20 protein-coding genes are annotated in these 18,992 nt (G+C 50.5%); 9 read left to right on the top strand and 11 right to left on the bottom strand.

Annotated elements, in window-relative coordinates:
* Positions 1-9 precede the first annotated feature (9 nt).
* Both rstB and rstA read right to left on the bottom strand, forming a co-directional pair.
* Positions 10-1,311, bottom strand: a complete 1,302-nt coding sequence (gene rstB, locus ACJHXB_RS05865; protein WP_000732519.1) for a two-component system sensor histidine kinase RstB — start codon at positions 1,309-1,311, stop codon at positions 10-12.
* 3 nt (positions 1,312-1,314) lie between these two features.
* Positions 1,315-2,034: a two-component system response regulator RstA gene (rstA, locus tag ACJHXB_RS05870; RefSeq protein WP_001092504.1), complete on the bottom strand. Its 720-nt coding sequence runs from the start codon at positions 2,032-2,034 to the stop codon at positions 1,315-1,317.
* Positions 2,035-2,162: 128 nt separating this feature from the next.
* Here rstA and ACJHXB_RS05875 point away from each other — a divergent pair, with 128 nt between their 5' ends.
* Entirely contained in the window at positions 2,163-2,498 is a 336-nt protein-coding gene (locus ACJHXB_RS05875) for a GlpM family protein (RefSeq protein WP_000524861.1), read from the top strand.
* On the opposite strand, the gene folM is transcribed toward ACJHXB_RS05875, so the two are convergent.
* The 3 genes from folM to ydgH form a co-directional block, all read right to left on the bottom strand.
* Positions 2,495-3,217 carry a dihydromonapterin reductase gene (folM, locus tag ACJHXB_RS05880; protein ID WP_000513672.1) on the bottom strand — a complete coding sequence of 241 codons (723 nt, stop codon included), beginning with the start codon at positions 3,215-3,217 and terminating at the stop codon, positions 2,495-2,497. The genes ACJHXB_RS05875 and folM overlap by 4 nt on opposite strands.
* A 36-nt stretch (positions 3,218-3,253) precedes the next feature.
* Entirely contained in the window at positions 3,254-4,636 is a 1,383-nt protein-coding gene (locus ACJHXB_RS05885; protein ID WP_000412370.1) for an amino acid permease, read from the bottom strand.
* Positions 4,637-4,821: 185 nt separating this feature from the next.
* Complete coding sequence (gene ydgH / locus ACJHXB_RS05890) at positions 4,822-5,766, bottom strand: DUF1471 family protein YdgH (protein ID WP_000769322.1); 945 nt, start codon at positions 5,764-5,766, stop codon at positions 4,822-4,824.
* A gap of 523 nt (positions 5,767-6,289) precedes the next feature.
* On the opposite strand from ydgH, the gene pntA reads away from it, so the two are divergent.
* Both pntA and pntB read left to right on the top strand, forming a co-directional pair.
* Positions 6,290-7,822: a Re/Si-specific NAD(P)(+) transhydrogenase subunit alpha gene (pntA, locus tag ACJHXB_RS05895; RefSeq protein ID WP_001469162.1), complete on the top strand. Its 1,533-nt coding sequence runs from the start codon at positions 6,290-6,292 to the stop codon at positions 7,820-7,822.
* 10 nt (positions 7,823-7,832) lie between these two features.
* Positions 7,833-9,221, top strand: a complete 1,389-nt coding sequence (gene pntB / locus ACJHXB_RS05900) for a Re/Si-specific NAD(P)(+) transhydrogenase subunit beta (RefSeq protein WP_000014036.1) — start codon at positions 7,833-7,835, stop codon at positions 9,219-9,221.
* A 24-nt stretch (positions 9,222-9,245) separates the two neighbouring features.
* Here the strand turns inward: pntB and tqsA are convergent, their stop codons facing one another.
* Positions 9,246-10,280, bottom strand: coding sequence for an AI-2 transporter TqsA (tqsA, locus tag ACJHXB_RS05905; RefSeq protein WP_001118241.1), 1,035 nt, complete (start codon positions 10,278-10,280; stop codon positions 9,246-9,248).
* 411 nt (positions 10,281-10,691) lie between these two features.
* Between tqsA and mdtJ the strand changes: the two genes are divergently transcribed.
* Together mdtJ and mdtI are read left to right on the top strand one after the other, a co-directional pair.
* Positions 10,692-11,057, top strand: coding sequence for a multidrug/spermidine efflux SMR transporter subunit MdtJ (gene mdtJ, locus ACJHXB_RS05910; protein ID WP_000276149.1), 366 nt, complete (start codon positions 10,692-10,694; stop codon positions 11,055-11,057).
* On the top strand, positions 11,044-11,373 hold the full coding sequence (gene mdtI, locus ACJHXB_RS05915) for a multidrug/spermidine efflux SMR transporter subunit MdtI (protein WP_000046661.1): 330 nt from the start codon (positions 11,044-11,046) through the stop codon (positions 11,371-11,373). The genes mdtJ and mdtI overlap by 14 nt, the downstream gene beginning before the upstream one ends.
* Positions 11,374-11,411: 38 nt before the next feature.
* On the opposite strand, the gene ACJHXB_RS05920 is transcribed toward mdtI, so the two are convergent.
* From ACJHXB_RS05920 to asr, 3 genes are all read right to left on the bottom strand, one after another.
* The gene (locus ACJHXB_RS05920; protein WP_001260849.1) at positions 11,412-12,233 is read right to left on the bottom strand and encodes a trypsin-like serine peptidase; all 822 of its coding nucleotides are present in this window, start codon (positions 12,231-12,233) and stop codon (positions 11,412-11,414) included.
* 99 nt (positions 12,234-12,332) lie between these two features.
* Positions 12,333-12,416: a hypothetical protein gene (locus ACJHXB_RS05925; protein ID WP_000233092.1), complete on the bottom strand. Its 84-nt coding sequence runs from the start codon at positions 12,414-12,416 to the stop codon at positions 12,333-12,335.
* A 92-nt stretch (positions 12,417-12,508) separates the two neighbouring features.
* On the bottom strand, positions 12,509-12,817 hold the full coding sequence (gene asr, locus ACJHXB_RS05930) for an acid resistance repetitive basic protein Asr (protein ID WP_001604589.1): 309 nt from the start codon (positions 12,815-12,817) through the stop codon (positions 12,509-12,511).
* A 270-nt stretch (positions 12,818-13,087) separates the two neighbouring features.
* On the opposite strand from asr, the gene ACJHXB_RS05935 reads away from it, so the two are divergent.
* A complete protein-coding gene (locus ACJHXB_RS05935) occupies positions 13,088-13,192 on the top strand; it encodes a KPN_01571 family protein (RefSeq protein ID WP_208970848.1) in 105 nt (34 codons plus the stop codon).
* A 48-nt stretch (positions 13,193-13,240) separates the two neighbouring features.
* Here ACJHXB_RS05935 and ACJHXB_RS05940 read toward each other — a convergent pair whose 3' ends face one another.
* Complete coding sequence (locus ACJHXB_RS05940; RefSeq protein ID WP_000091841.1) at positions 13,241-14,494, bottom strand: MFS transporter; 1,254 nt, start codon at positions 14,492-14,494, stop codon at positions 13,241-13,243.
* Positions 14,495-14,600: 106 nt separating this feature from the next.
* On the opposite strand from ACJHXB_RS05940, the gene ACJHXB_RS05945 reads away from it, so the two are divergent.
* The 3 genes from ACJHXB_RS05945 (at position 14,601) to bioD (ending at position 17,669) form a co-directional block, all read left to right on the top strand.
* The gene (locus ACJHXB_RS05945; RefSeq protein WP_001019557.1) at positions 14,601-15,494 is read left to right on the top strand and encodes a LysR family transcriptional regulator; all 894 of its coding nucleotides are present in this window, start codon (positions 14,601-14,603) and stop codon (positions 15,492-15,494) included.
* Between the two features lie 134 nt (positions 15,495-15,628).
* On the top strand, positions 15,629-16,849 hold the full coding sequence (mlc, locus tag ACJHXB_RS05950; RefSeq protein ID WP_000225257.1) for a sugar metabolism global transcriptional regulator Mlc: 1,221 nt from the start codon (positions 15,629-15,631) through the stop codon (positions 16,847-16,849).
* 124 nt (positions 16,850-16,973) lie between these two features.
* Positions 16,974-17,669: a dethiobiotin synthase gene (gene bioD / locus ACJHXB_RS05955; protein ID WP_000919226.1), complete on the top strand. Its 696-nt coding sequence runs from the start codon at positions 16,974-16,976 to the stop codon at positions 17,667-17,669.
* Here the strand turns inward: bioD and clcB are convergent.
* On the bottom strand, positions 17,622-18,914 hold the full coding sequence (gene clcB, locus ACJHXB_RS05960; RefSeq protein WP_071556282.1) for a voltage-gated ClC-type chloride channel ClcB: 1,293 nt from the start codon (positions 18,912-18,914) through the stop codon (positions 17,622-17,624). The two genes, bioD and clcB, sit on opposite strands and share 48 nt — an antisense overlap.
* Positions 18,915-18,992: the final 78 nt, after the last annotated feature.

The raw sequence follows: 18,992 nt of genomic DNA on the forward strand, positions 1-18,992 counted from the left end.
CGCGTAGTGTCAGGCAGAGGTAAATTGCGGGATGTTATGCCATAACGGCCAACTAAACGAGAAGCGGGCACCACCCAGTTCGCTGGTGTCACAATTAACCGTACCGCCCATTGCCAGTGCTATAGAGTGGACAATCGCCAACCCCAGCCCGCAGCCGCCGGTTGAGCGATCCCGGCTGGGATCGAGGCGAACAAAAGGTTCAAAGATATGTTCGCGGTTTTCTGGGGCAATCCCTGGGCCATCATCCTCAACAATTAATGTCGCTCTATTCCCCGACAGTAGCAGGCTGGTTTCAACCGTTGAATGGCAGTAGCGCAGGGCGTTATTGAGCAAATTATCCAGCACACGCTCCATTAAGCGCATATCCAACGCCGCATAATGGCCTTGCGCGAGCGTTTTAATCCGTACCGTTTTATCGGGTGTTACTGCCTGAATGTCTGCCAGATGCGTTGACAGCCACAACGGCAGGTCTGGTTCGCTAAGATGAAGCTCGTTTTGTGGGCGATCGAGTCGGGCATAAGTCAGTAGCTCTTCAATTAAAGCTTCAAGTTGACTGATATCGCGATTCAATGCCTGGGATTCGGCGGCGCTCAGGTTATCACTCATCTCCAGTCGATAACGCAAGCGCACTAACGGCGTTCGCAGTTCGTGAGCGATTCCGTCGATAAGCTGTTTTTTGCTGGCAATCAAGGCGTTGATATTGTCCGCCATCTGGTTAAATGCGACGCCAAGTCGTTCAAAGCTCGAACCCTCATCAAAGTGGATACGCTCACTGAGATGCCCATCGCCAAATCGTTGCGCCGCTGCTTCCAGTTTTAACATATCCTGCCAGTGCGGACGCATCCAGATAAACACCGGAAAGGCGAGGGAAATGGCAATAAAAGCGATCAGGGCGATATCCAGTAATCGCATCTGATGGAGGTAATAAAGATAAGGAACAGGACCAACTGCCAGCACGTAGTGGCTGCGCGGGATACGTTGCAAAAAGGTGTACTGATCGTCCAGAGCGACAATTTCGCCGCCACGCAGCCGGTGCATGGAAATATCATCCAGATGGTATTTACTCAGTGGCTCGACACGCAGATCGAAAGAGAGATTTAAATCCATCTCTTTCAGCGTCTTACCCCAGTCGTGTGGGGGGATCTCACGCAATTCGCTACGCATCAGATACAGCGAACTGTTCATCAAATCATCCAGCGACTGTTTGCCCGCGCGTTCGGCGGTAAATTTGTACACCAGCCCGACCAGCAGAGACATCACAAGGAAGCAGACAAACAATAACAGGTAAAACTGGATAAACAGTTTTTTCATCGCTTATTCCCATGCATGAGGCGCAAAAAGATAGCCTTTGTTACGCACAGTTTTAATGCGATAAGGTTCTGCGGCGTTATCGAGCAGTTTTTTTCTTAACCGCGAAATAGCCACGTCCACGCTACGATCCAGTCCGTCATAACTGACGCCACGTAAATTTTTCAGCAATGCATCGCGGTCCATGATTTGCCCAGCATGGGTAGCTAATTCCCACAATAATTCGAAATCAGCTGTCGAGAGCGAGATTTCAGTGTTAGCCAGGGTGACTACGCGGTTGATAGGATCGATGGTCAACGTGCCGAAATGCAGGGCTTTGTAGGGAGTCAGAGACGTTTCCTGAAGACCTTTGCTCAGTGTGGCTTGCTCATTCTGACGCAAATGCAAACGTAAACGCGCTAACAAAACAGCAGGGGGCGTCGTTTTGAGAATATAGTCGCAGGCACCCATTTCCAGTGCCAGGATGTGGTTCATATCGCTATCGAGAGAGGTTAGAAGAACAATCGGTCCGGACCACTTTGCGCGTAAATCACGACAAATGGTCATGCCGTCCTTGCCTGGTAGCATGATATCGAGTAACACCAAATCCGGATTTTCTCGCAAAATGGTTTCTTCGGCCTGGTCGCCGCGCGGCTCTACGGTAACCTGCATATCATGTTTTGCCAGGTACGCGGCAATCAGTGAACCGACTTCCGCATCATCTTCCACAAATACGATAGTGTTCATAACATTCACGGTAGATATAAAAACGTCACAATACACCGCGCTGTTTTTACTTACTATCAATCGTTTCTAAACAAGCTTTCATCAGGTATTCTACTGATGACTTGTTATGGAGGTGTTAAGGTAAAAAGATGGGGCTGGTAATCAAAGCCGCGCTCGGTGCGCTGGTAGTGCTGTTGATTGGTGTTTTAGCAAAAACGAAAAATTATTATATCGCCGGGCTGATTCCACTTTTCCCGACCTTTGCGCTCATCGCGCATTATATTGTTGCCAGCGAACGCGGCATTGAAGCCTTACGCGCAACCATCATTTTTAGCATGTGGTCGATTATTCCCTATTTTGTTTACCTGGCGTCGCTGTGGTATTTCACCGGAATGATGCGCTTGCCCGCCGCTTTTGTTGGTTCTGTTGCATGCTGGGGGATAAGCGCATGGGTGTTGATTATATGCTGGATTAAGCTGCATTAACGCAGATGACGACCGCCATCAAGAGGGAAACTGCGTCCGGTGACAAAGCAGCTGGTAAGTAAGTAATCGACCAGGTCGATCACTTCTTTCTCGCCAGGCGCGGTTTTCATCAGTGATTTATTCAGCGCCTGTTGTCGATATTCGGCATCATCATGCTCATTAAACAGGATCAGCGATGGCGCAATAGAATTCACTTTCACTTCCGGTGCCAGCTTGCGGGCAAACGAGCGGGTCATATTATCCAGTGCCGCCTTGCTTGCAGCATAGGCAATATGTTTGTCGCTACCGCGCTCCACCACATAATCGGTAAAGTGAATGATATCACTGGCGGCGTGTCCGTGCCCACGCAGTAATCTTTCCAGCGCATGGTTGAGCAGGTATGGGGTATTAACGTGGATCTGCATCATGCAAGCCAGTACGTCGGTCAGTGGCGCTCCCGGTTTTTCCGCCATCCACGCGCTGGCGTTATGCAAAATAGCACGCAGACCATGGGTGCTTTTTAGTACTTCATCGGCAAACGCCATCACACCGTCGTTGGTCGAAAAATCAGCCTGAATACACTGCGCACCTGCCTTAATCAGTCCATCAATGGCTGGATAGTGCGTCCGATAGCTGACAATCACCGGTTGCTTTTGATTAATGAAATGCCAGGCGAGTGCGAGGCCGATGCGACGACCTCCGCCAGTAATTAATATTGGCAAGGGCTGGGCTTTACCCATCGTTATCTCCTTTGCTATCCAACGATGGGATGAACGTTATCCCACCAGCATCCAGGTCGCCGGAACTGAGGCAATTAACAGCATGCCAATTAGCACCATTTCCTGGCGGTTCAGTACGTTATCATGTGTATGCGTTTTACGCGCATACAGGAAAACCAGCAGCCCCGGCGCATACAGAACAACGGATAACAGCAAGTGCATTGGACCAGAGGCGTACAATAACCATAAGCCATAAATGCAGGCACCGACACCTACCGCTTTATGCAGTGGACGGGTTGCGATTTTCAGCAAGAACGCGCCGACCAGGAAATAGGGCACCAGAATCATTTCTGAGGCGATGGTCAGCAACGTGTTGTAATCGGAACCGGTCAGCCAGATGAGTACCAGACAAATTTGCACGCAGATGTTGGTCAACCACAGTGAGGCGGATGGCGCAGCTTGTGCGTTCTGGCGCGCAAAAATGCGCGGGAATGCTTTATGAGTGGCAGCCAGGAACGGAACTTCTGCCGCCATGATGGTCCAGCTTAAGTACGCGCCGCAAACGGAAACGATCAAACCGGCAGCGATGATGATTTCGCCCCACGGTCCCATCATTTCCACCATCAGACCGGCCATTGACGGGTTACGAATTTCAGCCAGTTCAGGACGTGCCACCACGCCCAGCGAAAGCAGCGTTACCAGCAAGTAAACGCCCAGAGCGGAGAGAACCGCCAGCAGTGTCGCTTTGCCAACATCACGTTTATTACGCGCACGCGCAGAAACAACCACGGCACCTTCCACACCAATGAAAACCCACAGGGTGATCAGCATGGTGTTTTTCACCTGTTCCCAAACGGGTACGCCAAGTGCAAGTCCGGTGAAGTCGAGCTTGAAGGTATCCAGTTTGAACATCATCATCGCCAGCACAACAAACAGACCCAGCGGCAACAATTTTGCCAGTGTCGCCACCAGGTTAATGCTGGCAGCGGTTTGCACTCCGCGCAGGATCAAAAAGTGAACAATCCACAATAAAGCCGATGCACCGAGGATCGATTGCCAGGTATTACCATCGCCAAACAGGCGCAATTCCGGCGTGTCCGTAAAAAAGCTTAACGCGGAAAAAACGATCACCAGATAGGAGACGTTGGCGATGACTGCGCACAGCCAGTATCCCCATGCGGAACAAAAGCCGATTAGCTCGCCAAACCCTTCGCGGGCATAGGTAAAGATACCGCCGTCAAGTTCGGGACGAATGCGCGTGAGGATCAGCATGGCAAAGGCCAGCAATAAAATGCCAGCGCCAGTAATGCCCCAGCCGATGAGCAGTGCTGCCGGGCTGGCAACTGCCGCCATATTTTGCGGCAGACTGAAAACACCCGCGCCCAGCATTGAGCTTAATACCAGCGCGGTGAGTGCGCTCAGTCCCAGTTTCTTTTCCATCGATATCCAGTGATTAAAACGTGATAAGAAGAATAAATATTAGGGCAAAACGCATAAAAATGGAGTTTGCCACTGAAGCGCGGGATTTTACGAAGAGATGTGTCTGCATGCAATGGTCGCGGGGAAATTTGTGACTAAAAATGCGAAAGGCGGCATCAAGCCGCCTTATAGGAGTAACTGAATAGTTATTTATACAGATCTGCGCTGACGGTCAGGTTATTACCACGTTCCTGCCACTGGCGGGTGATGTGGTAATACTTAGCACCTTTCTTCGCGGCACGTTTCGCAACCTGATAGGAGACTTCAGTCATGTTGCCGTAGTTGCCAGAGAATTTGATGCTGTCGAACGGGACCATCATCGCTGCGGTCGCTTTGTTCAGTTCTTCGACTTTAGTGCCATCCGGGAGCGTGACGGTGTAACGCCCGCCTTTTGATGACTGGGTTTCAAAGAAGCGACCGACTTCAGAACTTGGTGATGCGGTAGTCGCAACACCCGGGATCTCAACTTTCTTCGCAGCTTCGCCACCGGCAGCCAGAGCTGCACGTCCTGCTTCGGAATCTGCCGGGATCACATCCGGGCTCTGGACGATACGTTTCTTAGCATCTTTTTTATAGATGAATGCAGTAATACGCTGGTTGCCGCCCTGGTTGGCATCGATTTGACGAACGATGTAGAAAGAGTAGGCACCTTTCGCTTTTGCCGCTTTGGTGATGGCATCATTGACTTCTGGCTGGCTACGATAGAAGCCCTGGACGGTGACCGTGTCAAACGGTTCAATCAGAACGGCCTGATCTTTCGGCAGTTCGACAACACCGTTAATTACGCGATTACTTGTTTCTTCTGCTTTTTCAGCATCGGCTTTATAGAGGTCAGCGACCACACGCCAGTTACCGCTGTTACCAAAATCAGAAGTGTCGACAACATAAAAAGAGGCGGCACCTTCTTTATCTGCGCGACGAGAAACGGCTTTCACCGCTTCGCCAATAGCATTAAAACGACCGGTAACCACTACACGGTCAAAAGGTTTAACCGCTGCCGCTTGCTCCGGTGTCAGTTCTGTTGCTGCGTTAACGGAGAATGCCGTAGCAGAAAGCAGTGCCGACGCCAGGAGGGTGTTCTTAAGCTTCATAAAAATAATCCTTCGCCTTGCGCAAACCAGGTACTGGTATTGTTATTAACGAGAAACGTGGCTGATTATTGCATTTAAACGGTGTAACTGTCTGCGTCATTTTTCATATCACATTCCTTAAGCCAATTTTAATCCTGCTCAAATGACCGTCTATGCTTAAAAAACAGCCGTATCAGCATCATTACTACTGAAGCAACTGAATTGTATAAGTTAATTTAATGTTAAGTAGTGATTCGTGCCGGGGCGATGTCTCGTTTTACCCGACCGCCGAAGACAATTATCAGTCTTTATCCGCCGTTCTAAGGTGTTTATCCCACTATCACGGCTGAATCGTTAATATTTTGCGAGTTCACGCCGAAATACTGATTTTTGGCGCTAGATCACAGGCATAATTTTCAGTACGTTATAGGGCGTTTGTTACTAATTTATTTTAACGGAGTAACATTTAGCTCGTACATGAGCGGCTTGTGTGGCTCCTGACACAGGCAAACCATCATCAATAAAACCGATGGAAGGGAATATCATGCGAATTGGCATACCAAGAGAACGGTTAACCAATGAAACCCGTGTTGCAGCAACGCCAAAAACAGTGGAACAGCTGCTGAAACTGGGTTTTACCGTCGCGGTAGAGAGCGGCGCGGGTCAACTGGCAAGTTTTGACGATAAAGCGTTTGTGCAAGCGGGCGCTGAAATTGTAGAAGGGAATAGCGTCTGGCAGTCAGAGATCATTCTGAAGGTCAATGCGCCGTTAGATGATGAAATTGCGTTACTGAATCCTGGGACAACGCTGGTGAGTTTTATCTGGCCTGCGCAGAATCCGGAATTAATGCAAAAACTTGCGGAACGTAACGTGACCGTGATGGCGATGGACTCTGTGCCGCGTATCTCACGCGCACAATCGCTGGACGCACTAAGCTCGATGGCGAACATCGCCGGTTATCGCGCCATTGTTGAAGCGGCACATGAATTTGGGCGCTTCTTTACCGGGCAAATTACTGCGGCCGGGAAAGTGCCACCTGCAAAAGTGATGGTGATTGGTGCGGGTGTTGCAGGTCTGGCCGCCATTGGCGCAGCAAACAGTCTCGGCGCGATTGTGCGTGCATTCGACACCCGCCCGGAAGTGAAAGAACAAGTTCAAAGTATGGGCGCGGAATTCCTCGAGCTGGATTTTAAAGAGGAAGCGGGCAGCGGCGATGGCTATGCCAAAGTGATGTCGGACGCGTTCATCAAAGCGGAAATGGAACTCTTTGCCGCCCAGGCAAAAGAGGTCGATATCATTGTCACCACCGCGCTTATTCCAGGCAAACCAGCGCCGAAGCTAATTACCCGTGAAATGGTTGACTCCATGAAGGCGGGCAGTGTGATTGTCGACCTGGCAGCCCAGAACGGCGGTAACTGTGAATACACCGTGCCGGGTGAAATCTTCACTACGGAAAATGGTGTCAAAGTGATTGGTTACACCGATCTTCCGGGCCGTCTGCCGACGCAATCCTCACAGCTTTACGGTACTAACCTCGTTAATCTGCTGAAACTGTTGTGCAAAGAGAAAGACGGCAATATCACTGTTGATTTTGATGATGTGGTGATTCGCGGCGTGACCGTTATCCGTGCGGGCGAAATTACCTGGCCGGCACCGCCGATTCAGGTATCAGCTCAGCCGCAGGCGGCACAAAAAGCGGCACCGGAAGTGAAAACTGAGGAAAAATGTGCCTGCTCACTGTGGCGTAAATACGCGTTGATGGCGCTGGCAATCATCCTTTTCGGCTGGTTGGCAAGCGTTGCGCCGAAAGAGTTTCTTGGGCACTTCACCGTTTTTGCGCTGGCCTGTGTTGTCGGTTATTACGTGGTGTGGAATGTATCGCACGCGCTGCATACACCGTTGATGTCGGTCACCAACGCGATTTCAGGGATTATTGTTGTCGGAGCACTGTTGCAGATTGGCCAGGGCGGCTGGGTTAGCTTCCTTAGTTTTATCGCGGTGCTTATAGCCAGCATTAATATTTTCGGTGGCTTCACCGTGACTCAGCGCATGCTGAAAATGTTCCGCAAAAATTAAGGGGTAACATATGTCTGGAGGATTAGTTACAGCTGCATACATTGTTGCCGCGATCCTGTTTATCTTCAGTCTGGCCGGGCTTTCGAAACATGAAACGTCTCGCCAGGGTAACAACTTCGGTATCGCCGGGATGGCGATTGCGTTAATCGCAACCATTTTTGGACCGGATACGGGTAATGTTGGCTGGATCTTGCTGGCGATGGTCATTGGTGGGGCAATTGGTATCCGGCTGGCGAAGAAAGTTGAAATGACCGAAATGCCAGAACTGGTGGCGATCCTGCATAGCTTCGTGGGTCTGGCGGCAGTGCTGGTTGGCTTTAACAGCTATCTGCATCATGACGCGGGAATGGCACCGATTCTGGTCAATATTCACCTGACGGAAGTGTTCCTCGGTATCTTCATCGGGGCGGTAACGTTCACGGGTTCGGTGGTGGCGTTCGGCAAACTGTGTGGCAAGATTTCGTCTAAACCGTTGATGCTGCCAAACCGTCACAAAATGAACCTGGCGGCTCTGGTCGTTTCCTTCCTGCTGCTGATTGTATTTGTTCGCACGGACAGCGTCGGCCTGCAAGTGCTGGCATTGCTGATAATGACAGCCATTGCGCTGGTATTCGGCTGGCATTTAGTCGCCTCCATCGGTGGTGCAGATATGCCAGTGGTGGTGTCGATGCTGAACTCGTACTCCGGCTGGGCGGCTGCGGCTGCGGGCTTTATGCTCAGCAACGATCTGCTGATTGTGACCGGTGCGCTGGTCGGTTCTTCGGGCGCTATCCTTTCTTACATTATGTGTAAGGCGATGAACCGTTCCTTTATCAGCGTTATTGCGGGTGGTTTCGGCACCGACGGCTCTTCTACTGGCGATGATCAGGAAGTGGGCGAGCACCGCGAAATCACCGCAGAAGAGACAGCGGAACTGCTGAAAAACTCCCATTCAGTGATCATTACTCCGGGGTACGGCATGGCAGTCGCGCAGGCGCAATATCCTGTCGCTGAAATTACCGAGAAACTGCGCGCTCGTGGTATCAACGTGCGTTTCGGTATCCACCCGGTTGCGGGGCGTTTGCCTGGACATATGAACGTATTGCTGGCTGAAGCAAAAGTACCGTATGACATCGTGCTGGAAATGGACGAGATCAATGATGACTTTGCTGATACCGATACCGTACTGGTGATTGGTGCTAACGATACGGTTAACCCGGCGGCGCAGGATGATCCGAAGAGTCCGATTGCTGGTATGCCTGTGCTGGAAGTGTGGAAAGCGCAGAACGTGATTGTCTTTAAACGTTCGATGAACACTGGCTATGCTGGTGTGCAAAACCCGCTGTTCTTCAAGGAAAACACCCACATGCTGTTTGGTGACGCCAAAGCCAGCGTGGATGCAATCCTGAAAGCTCTGTAACCCTGACGGCCTCTGCGGAGGCCGTCACTCTTTATTGAGATCGCTTAACAGAACGGCGATGCTTTGACCTCCCGCTGTTTGTTCAAGCGCAATTTTGACAATAATTGTCAACGGCACGGAAAGCAGCATACCCACCGGTCCTAACAACCATCCCCAAAAAATCAACGACAAAAATACCACCAATGTGGAAAGCCCCAGCCCACGCCCCATGATGCGTGGCTCCAGAATATTGCCGAAGACCAGATTAATCAGCAGATATCCCGCCAGCACCAGCAACGCTTCGTAGAAGCCATTAAACACCAGTACCTGAGCAATAGGGGGGATTGCCGCGAGAACTGAACCAATATTCGGGATGTAATTAAGCGCAAAGGCCAGCAATCCCCAGACAAAAGCGAAGCGAACATCGAGTGCGGCGAGCATCGCCCAGGCGACCAGGCCGGTGATGATGCTGATGGCTGTTTTCAGCACCAGATAATGAGACACACTGTCAATCGCACGCTGAATCGCCGCCATCCCTTCAACCGGACGCGCCATCATTTGCTGAAATTTTCCGGGCAATTGTGGCACTTCGAGCAGCATAAACAGCACCGTCAGCAGCAATAAAAAGATTGATGACATGGCATTAGATAACTGCGTCAATAAGTTGGTGAGCAACGTCATCGCCGCGTTCGGATCAATGTAATGCGCCAGTTGGTCAACTGAGACGTCAATCCCTACGCGTTGCAACAACGGTTCAAGAGCTTGCAGCGGCGTCATAATAGAGTTGCGATATTGCGGTAACGTCCGCGTCAACTCGTTGAGTGCGGAACCCAGATAAGCTAACAGCAACACCATCGCCATCACGATGATGGTCATCAAAATCGACACTGCCAGTACACGCGGCACACGCCAGCGGACCATGTGTTGCACCAGCGGGTTAAGAATAACAGCAATAAATAATGCGAGAATAAACGGCACGATGATCTCGGCGGCAAAACGGATACCGCAGAGAATAATGACCAGCATTCCCAACATAATGACGATTTTTAGGCCATTGAGCGTGATGATCGGCTTTGCCATGCTTGTCCCCGTTTTTTCTTCCTTGGCTAATAATAATGTCTTTTTCGCTCCGTCATCATAACGAAAATCAAACCGCTCAGGTAAAGAAGTGAAAATATTTTGAGTTAATTCTTAAGCTATGATACAAATCAGGCGTGTTCAACTACCGAGGACAATTATCATCCGCGATGACGAGAAGCAACACTGCGGATAATTGTAATATTATGGACAATTTGTTCAGGACGTTATTTTCTACATTTACCCATCTTCGTACCTCATCCACTATCTTGCTCGTAGGTGAGCAGCACTGGCGCAACGCGCTTTAGTCCTTTCTTCTGCTTAAGCTTGCGCTATGCGCGGGGCTTGACCACTTTACTTTGGTTTCGCTGAATTAAGCGAAAATTAAAATAATTCTCTTGCAGGAGAAGGACAATGTATATTTATTGGATTTTATTAGGTCTGGCTATTGCTACAGAAATTACCGGTACGCTGTCTATGAAATGGGCGAGCGTCAGTGAGGGAAATGGCGGCTTTATTTTAATGCTGGTGATGATTTCTCTGTCGTATATATTTCTCTCTTTCGCCGTTAAAAAGATCGCCTTAGGCGTAGCTTATGCGCTGTGGGAAGGTATCGGTATTTTATTTATTACCTTGTTTAGCGTTTTGTTATTCGACGAAAGTTTATCGCTGATGAAAATTGCCGGGTTAACCACCCTGGTGGCCGGGATTGTATTGATCAAATCAGGTACCCGTAAAGCGCGTAAACCTGAACTGGAGGTGAACCATGGCGCAGTTTGAATGGGTTCACGCCGCCTGGCTGGCATTGGCAATCGTGCTGGAAATCGTTGCTAACGTCTTTTTGAAATTTTCTGACGGCTTTCGTCGCAAAATATTTGGCTTGCTCTCCCTGGCGGCGGTGCTGGCTGCCTTTAGTGCGCTTTCTCAGGCCGTTAAAGGGATCGACTTGTCTGTCGCTTATGCATTGTGGGGCGGGTTTGGTATTGCCGCCACGTTAGCCGCAGGTTGGATCTTGTTTGGTCAACGGTTAAATCGTAAAGGCTGGATTGGCCTGGTCTTGCTGTTGGCTGGAATGATCATGGTGAAACTTGCCTGATGAACACGCTGCCCGCGCTGTCGGGCAGCGTTTGAACATTATTTTTGCGACAGTTGATCCAGCTTGTCGCGAAAACCGGTAACAGAAATGGCCCGGTTATCGGCGCGCCAGCGATCTTTCGCGGCAGGAGCCGAACTTTGCACCCCAATTAATTGCCAGCCGTCATCGGTATGCAACATCAGAGGCGAACCGCTGTCACCCGGCAAGGTATCGCACTGATGCGACATCACCGACGTTTGCGCCCAGCCAGTCACTTCACAGTTTTGATGACTGTACAACGTATCGAGATGATCTTCAGGGTATCCCGCCTGAGTCACTTTACGACCTGCCGCTTTTAATGCGGCGGTAAGCGCGGCTTTATCTCCCTCAAATAACGGCAATGGTGTAATGCCAGAAGGGGGATTACGCAGCACAATCAAGCCGAAGTCCCATGGTGCAGCTGCGGGAGGAACAATCCAACCATCCCCATCTGCTTTTAACCGCTTTCCCAGTGTCGGATCAACGCGGCCTTCTATGTCGTGGATCTCATAGCGCCAAAGACCTTTATTTGACACGAAACGCAGCGCTACCGCTTTATCGGCTTTACCCTTTGGCGGCGTCAATAAACAGTGTCCTGCCGTTAATGCCAGATTGGGTGCAATCAGCGTCGCCGTACATAAATTGCCGCTGGCCGTTTCCAGTTGGCCAACCGCATCCCACGGTGATTGGGTCGTGTCATTCACTGGCACACGATCATCATGACCAAAAAACAGGGTGCTGACCTCATCGTTTGCCGATTTGGCAACGTCTGGTTTATCTGCAAACACAAAAGCAGACGTCAAACTAATTGCACCCAACACTACAGCAATGGTTGTACGCATATCACACTCTGGTGGGTAATTATGATTATTAAAAGCAAACCCTCATAAATACTATAGACGGGACGGGATGAAAGTGGGAGTAAAATCAGATAACTACGATCAGGAAAGATAAAAACGGGTGGCAATCAGTGCGCATAAAATAAGGATGATAAGAATGAACTCAAAGCGATAACGGCCCACCATACTACCCTCCGCTAAAGGCGGTGCTAAACGTTACCCGCTTAGCACCGTAATTTTCAGGCGCGAGGGGGCGCGCCAGTATTACTGTTGAAAACTTACGCTGCGGGTTGTGCAGCAGGTTTTTCCGGTTGCTGATGGCTGTGTTTCTTGGCGTGTTTCTTCGCTGCCTGCGCTTTTTGTTCAGGGGCTTTCTGTTCAGTTTTCGCATTCTTATGATGCTTTTTAGCCGCCTGCGCTTTCTGGGCAGGTGCTGCTTTATGCTGTTTTTTATGATGTGTGGTTTTCGCCGGCGCTGCTTTGGTGGTCGTCGCAGTCGGAGCAGGTGTGGTCGCAGTCTCTGCAGCAAAGGCGGCAGAAGACAGACCCATAGCAGCGGCAACAACCAGAGCTAATACTTTTTTCATTGTCATACCCTCAATTTGTTTTTTCATTTAACCCCACTGCGGGGCCGTTGAAATAACTATATCCCTGGGAATGGCAGACTTCCGTGAGTGGTTGGTTTCAGCGTGTAACGATATGTACAAACGCTGAATAAATTACAGCGTTGATAATAACGTATTGTGACTTAAGGGAAATTTAGCTACCAATAATAGTAGTCTTGATCAGGTTAACTATTTTACTACTTACAAAGCGGTAGAATAACTGCGCATCAGTAATAAATGACACACAGCAAAATGAATCCGTTTATTTGGGTACTTATAGTCCTGATGACGCTAGATGCGCTGCGGGAATTGGCTGGCGCTTCGTCTATTTTAGGATGGCTATTAACGTTGGTTTGAGCAGGCAATAAGTCCGGATGGGTATTTACCGCAGTCCGGACTTATTTTTCAGGCGTGCAGACGACGATGCAAACTCGTCCCGACCAGCAGAGCAATGACCAGCATCAGAGCAATAAATGCGCCGACGCCGTTCCAGCCATAGTTATGCCAGAAAACACCACCCAGCGTCCCGGCAATACTCGACCCCAGATAGTAACTGAACAGATACAGCGAGGAGGCCTGGCCTTTAGCGCGTTTTGCGCGGGGGCCGATCCAGCTGCTGGCTACTGAGTGGGCTGCGAAGAATCCGGCTGAGAAGAGTAACATTCCGGCAAAGATCAGCCACAGCGAGCTAAATAAGGTCATCAGTAAACCAAACAGCATAACCCCCGTCGAAAACAACATCACCGGACCGCGCCCATAGCGGGTGGTCATGGTTCCGGCTTTGGGTGAGCTCCATGTACCGGTCAAATAAGCCAGCGATAATAAGCCAACCACGGCCTGACTGACATGCCAGGGGGAAAGCATCAACCGATAGCCGATGTAATTAAACAGCGTGACGAACGACCCCATCAGCAAAAAGCCTTCTGCGAACAATAACGGTAATCCCCGGTCACGCCAGTGCAGACGAAAGTTGATAAACAACGTCTTAGGTCGCAGCGAAGTCGGACGAAAATGGCGTGATTCCGGGAGGATTTTCCAGAACATTAACGCCGAGGCCAGCGCGAAACAACCGATTGCCGCCAGCGCAATTCGCCAGTTGAAAAAGTCCGTGAAGACACCGCTAATTAAGCGTCCGCTCATGCCGCCAATAGAGTTGCCGCTGATATACAACCCCATAGAAAAGGCCACGAAACTGGGGTGGATTTCCTCGCTAAGATAAGTCATGCCGACAGCTGCTACGCCACTTAACGAAAGCCCAATCAAGGCGCGCATAATCAAAATGCCGTGCCAGCTGGTCATCATTGTCGAAAGTAACGTACAAATGGAGGCCAACAGTAGCGCCGTTACCATCACTGGTTTGCGACCAATGGCATCGGATAACGGGCCAGTAAACAGCAAACCGATAGCCAACATCGCCGTGGAAATGGACAGTGAAATACTACTGTTCGCGGGCGTTAAGCCAAACTCCTGCGAAAGCACCGGAAGGATAGGTTGCACACAATAGAGAAGTGCGAAGGTTGCCAGTCCGGCAGAGAACAGCGCCAGGGTGACGCGCATAAATTGCGGCGTACCGCGTTTAATAAATTGATTTGGCTGAGAAATGCTTTGCTTGTCAGTGTCGCTTGCCGGAGCGCCATCAACAGTTGTAGTACGGCTCACTTGAAATCCTTGCTAAATATGCCTGTGGATCAGGCTTATGAATAGATTAGGAAAATCGAATTGTTCTGTCTAATATATTAATAATCTCAAATAAGATGTTTTAAATATGAATATTGAACTTCGTCATCTGCGTTACTTTGTTGCTGTTGCAGAAGAGCTGCATTTCGGGCGCGCCGCTGCCCGCCTGAATATTTCGCAACCGCCGCTAAGTCAGCAGATTCAGGCGCTGGAGCAACAAATTGGTGCCCGACTGCTGGCACGGACCAATCGCAGTGTATTGCTGACGGCAGCAGGAAAACAGTTTCTTGTAGATAGTCGGCAAATCTTGTCTATGGTGGATGATGCTGCCGCTCGCGCTGAAAGGCTGCATCAGGGCGAAGCGGGGGAGTTGCGCATTGGTTTTACTTCGTCCGCTCCTTTTATTCGGGCAGTGTCCGATACGTTATCGCTGTTTCGCCGTGATTATCCCGATGTCCATTTACAAACCCGCGAAATGAACACTCGCGAGCAAATCGCTCCGCTCATTGAAGGAACGCTGGATATGGGATTGCTGCGTAACACAGCGTTACCGGAGACGCTTGAACACGCAGTCATCGTCCATGAACCGCTTATGGCGATGATCCCGCACGATCATCCCCTGGCAAATAACCCGAGTGTAACGCTGGCTGAACTGGCGAAAGAACCCTTTGTCTTTTTTGATCCGCACGTCGGGACAGGGCTGTATGACGATATTCTCGGGCTGATGCGACGTTACCATTTGACGCCCGTCATCACTCAGGAGGTGGGTGAGGCAATGACCATCATCGGTCTGGTTTCCGCCGGTCTGGGTGTTTCAATTTTGCCTGCGTCATTTAAACGTGTTCAGCTCAACGAAATGCGCTGGGTGCCGATTGCTGAAGAGGATGCGGTTTCTGAAATGTGGTTGGTCTGGCCGAAACATCATGAACAAAGTCCGGCTGCGCGTAACTTTCGTATTCATCTGCTGAATGCTCTCAGGTGAGGGAAATTTCAGCGAAAAAGCCCGAAAAATGTGCTGTTAATCACATGCCTAAGTAAAAATTTGACGACACGTATTGAAGTGCTTCACCATAGCCTACAGATTATTTCGGAGCGCGAAAATATAGGGAGTATGCGGTGGTTGCTGAAAACCAGCCTGGACACATTGATCAAATAAAGCAGACCAACGCGGGCGCGGTTTATCGCCTGATTGATCAGCTTGGTCCAGTCTCGCGTATCGATCTTTCCCGTCTGGCGCAACTGGCTCCTGCCAGTATCACCAAAATTGTCCGTGAGATGCTCGAAGCACACCTGGTGCAAGAGCTGGAAATCAAAGAAGCGGGGAACCGTGGCCGTCCGGCGGTGGGGCTGGTGGTTGAAACTGAAGCCTGGCACTATCTTTCTCTGCGCATTAGTCGCGGGGAGATTTTCCTTGCTCTGCGCGATCTGAGCAGCAAACTGGTGGTGGAGGAGGCGCAGGAACTGGCGTTAAAAGATGACTCACCATTGCTGGATCGTATCATTTCCCATATCGATCAGTTTTTTATCCGCCACCAGAAAAAACTTGAGCGTCTAACTTCGATTGCCATAACCTTGCCGGGAATTATTGATACGGAAAATGGCATCGTACATCGCATGCCGTTCTACGAGGATGTAAAAGAGATGCCGCTCGGCGAGGCGCTGGAGCAGCATACCGGCGTACCGGTTTATATTCAGCATGATATCAGCGCATGGACGATGGCAGAGGCCTTGTTTGGTGCCTCACGCGGGGCGCGCGATGTGATTCAGGTGGTTATCGATCACAACGTGGGGGCGGGCGTCATTACCGATGGTCATCTGCTACACGCAGGCAGCAGTAGCCTCGTGGAAATAGGCCACACACAGGTCGACCCGTATGGGAAACGCTGTTATTGCGGGAATCACGGTTGCCTCGAAACCATCGCCAGTGTGGACAGTATTCTTGAGCTGGCACAGCTGCGTCTCAATCAATCCATGAGCTCGATGTTACATGGACAGCCGTTAACCGTGGACTCATTGTGTCAGGCGGCATTGCGCGGCGATCTGCTGGCAAAAGACATCATTACCGGGGTGGGCGCGCATGTAGGGCGCATTCTTGCCATCATGGTGAATTTATTTAACCCACAAAAAATACTGATTGGCTCACCGTTAAGTAAAGCGGCAGATATCCTCTTCCCGGTCATCTCAGATAGCATCCGTCAGCAGGCCCTTCCTGCGTATAGTCAGCACATTAGCGTTGAGAGTACTCAGTTTTCTAACCAGGGCACGATGGCAGGGGCTGCGCTGGTAAAAGACGCGATGTATAACGGTTCTTTGTTGATTCGTCTGTTGCAGGGTTAACATTTTTTAACTGTTCTACCAAAATTTGCGCTATCTCAATTTGGGCCAGGAAAGCATAACTTAGACTTTCAAGGTTAATTATTTTCCTGGTTTATATTTGTGAAGCATAACGGTGGAGTTAGTGATGCTGAAGCGTTTCTTTATTACCGGTACAGACACTTCTGTAGGGAAAACGGTGGTTTCCCGCGCATTGCTACAAGCGTTAGCCTCCCAGGGAAAAACGGTTGCGGGATATAAACCCGTAGCGAAGGGGAGCAAAGAGACACCCGAAGGGCTGCGTAATAAAGATGCCCTGGTGTTGCAGAGTGTTTCAACCATCGAACTGCCTTATGAAGCAGTTAATCCTATCGCGTTAAGCGAAGAAGAAAGTAGCGTGGCGCACAGTTGCCCAATCAATTACACCCTCATTTCAAACGGCCTGGCAAACCTGACCGATAAAGTCGATCATGTGGTGGTAGAAGGGACTGGCGGCTGGCGCAGTCTGATGAATGATTTGCGTCCGCTCTCTGAATGGGTGGTGCAGGAACAACTGCCGGTATTGATGGTTGTCGGTATTCAGGAAGGTTGCATTAACCATGCACTACTAACAGCTCAGGCGATTGCCAACGACGGGCTGCCGCTCATTGGCTGGGTGGCTAACCGAATCAATCCAGGACTGGCGCATTATGCGGAAATCATTGATGTGCTGGGTAAAAAACTTCCGGCACCGCTCATTGGTGAACTGCCTTATCTGCCGCGCGCCGAACAGCGTGAACTGGGGCAATACATCCGCTTAGCTATGCTGCGCAGTGTGCTGGCGGTAGATAGAGTCACGGTGTAACGTCCGCGAAATTACCGACGCAATTACGCAGGCAATCAATAAACCGGGGAGTAGCTGATACTCCCCGGTCATTTCACATATCATCAACGTCGACATAATCGGCGCGTGCGTGGTTGCCGCCAACAGTGTCGCCATCCCGGTCAATCCGAGTAAAAGCGTCATTTCTTCGCCATCAGGGAACCATAATCCCAGGCTACGACCATACAACATGCCAATGGCAAGACCGATAAATAGCGTCGGTGTAAAGACACCACCGGGCGCGCCAGAACCACTACTCGCCAGCACGGCAAACAGTTTACAGAGGAAGATCCCGGCAATGATCATTAACAGTGGCGGGGCGGTTAAAAAGGATTGTACGGTGCTATAGCCGTTGCCCCACACTGCAGGTGTGAACAGGGAAAGCAGACCCACGATCAACCCGCCCAGTGCCAGTTGCCAGGGCGGCGCAAGTTTGAGACTTACAAATCCACGATGACAGGCGTTCATTAACGTTAACAACAGTGGTCCGCACAGACCTGCCAGCACACCTGTACTGATAATCAGCGCATAGTCACGAGCCTGAACCGTCACTGAGAGTTGTACGCTGTAGAGTAACGCGTCGCTATGATTAATAAGATTGCTAACCAGCAACGCCACGACAGCGGAAATAATCACCGGGCCGAGAGAGGCCAACATCATAGTGCCAAACAGCACTTCGGCTATAAATAAACTGCCAGCAAGCGGGGCGCGATAGGCCGCAGCCATTCCCGCCGCAGCTCCACAGGCGATCCATAATTTCCACTCCTGGCGAGGCGTAAAACGTTGGGCAAAACAGGAGGCGGCAAGGGCAGCTAAAAGAATCATCGCACCTTCGCGACCAATTGCACTGCCGCTGGTTACTACCAGCAGAGAGGCAAGGGATTTAACCAGGCTTGCTGCGTAATCAAACTGCCCATCGGTTTGCAACGCTTCCATGTAATCGGTCGGCGCATGAGGGCGTTGCTGGGTAAATTTCTGCCAGCCCATCAGCAACAAACCCGCCGCCAGTCCGCCGAGCGCCGGAGTTAGCAGCCGTCGCCACGGGGAAAGATTTGTAGCTGCATTGACCAGACTGCCCGAGTCATTATTGAGGAACAGCCACTCCAGTAGCAGCATCGCATGACGAAACCCGGCAACGGCAAAGGCCGCAAGAATACCGACGACTGTTGCGATAAGCAGACGGCGGAACATAGTGCGCAGATCCGGATAGATGTGTAGATGATGCATGAGCAGAAATGGGCAATGAAACACGGGCGACTATTTTGCGGCAAAAGAGGCCAGCCGCAAAAGCAGTGCGTGCTTTAA

The sequence above is a fragment of the Escherichia sp. WS3227_2 genome (genome assembly GCF_046486495.1).
In the GTDB taxonomy this organism is placed as follows: Bacteria; Pseudomonadota; Gammaproteobacteria; order Enterobacterales; family Enterobacteriaceae; genus Escherichia; species Escherichia coli.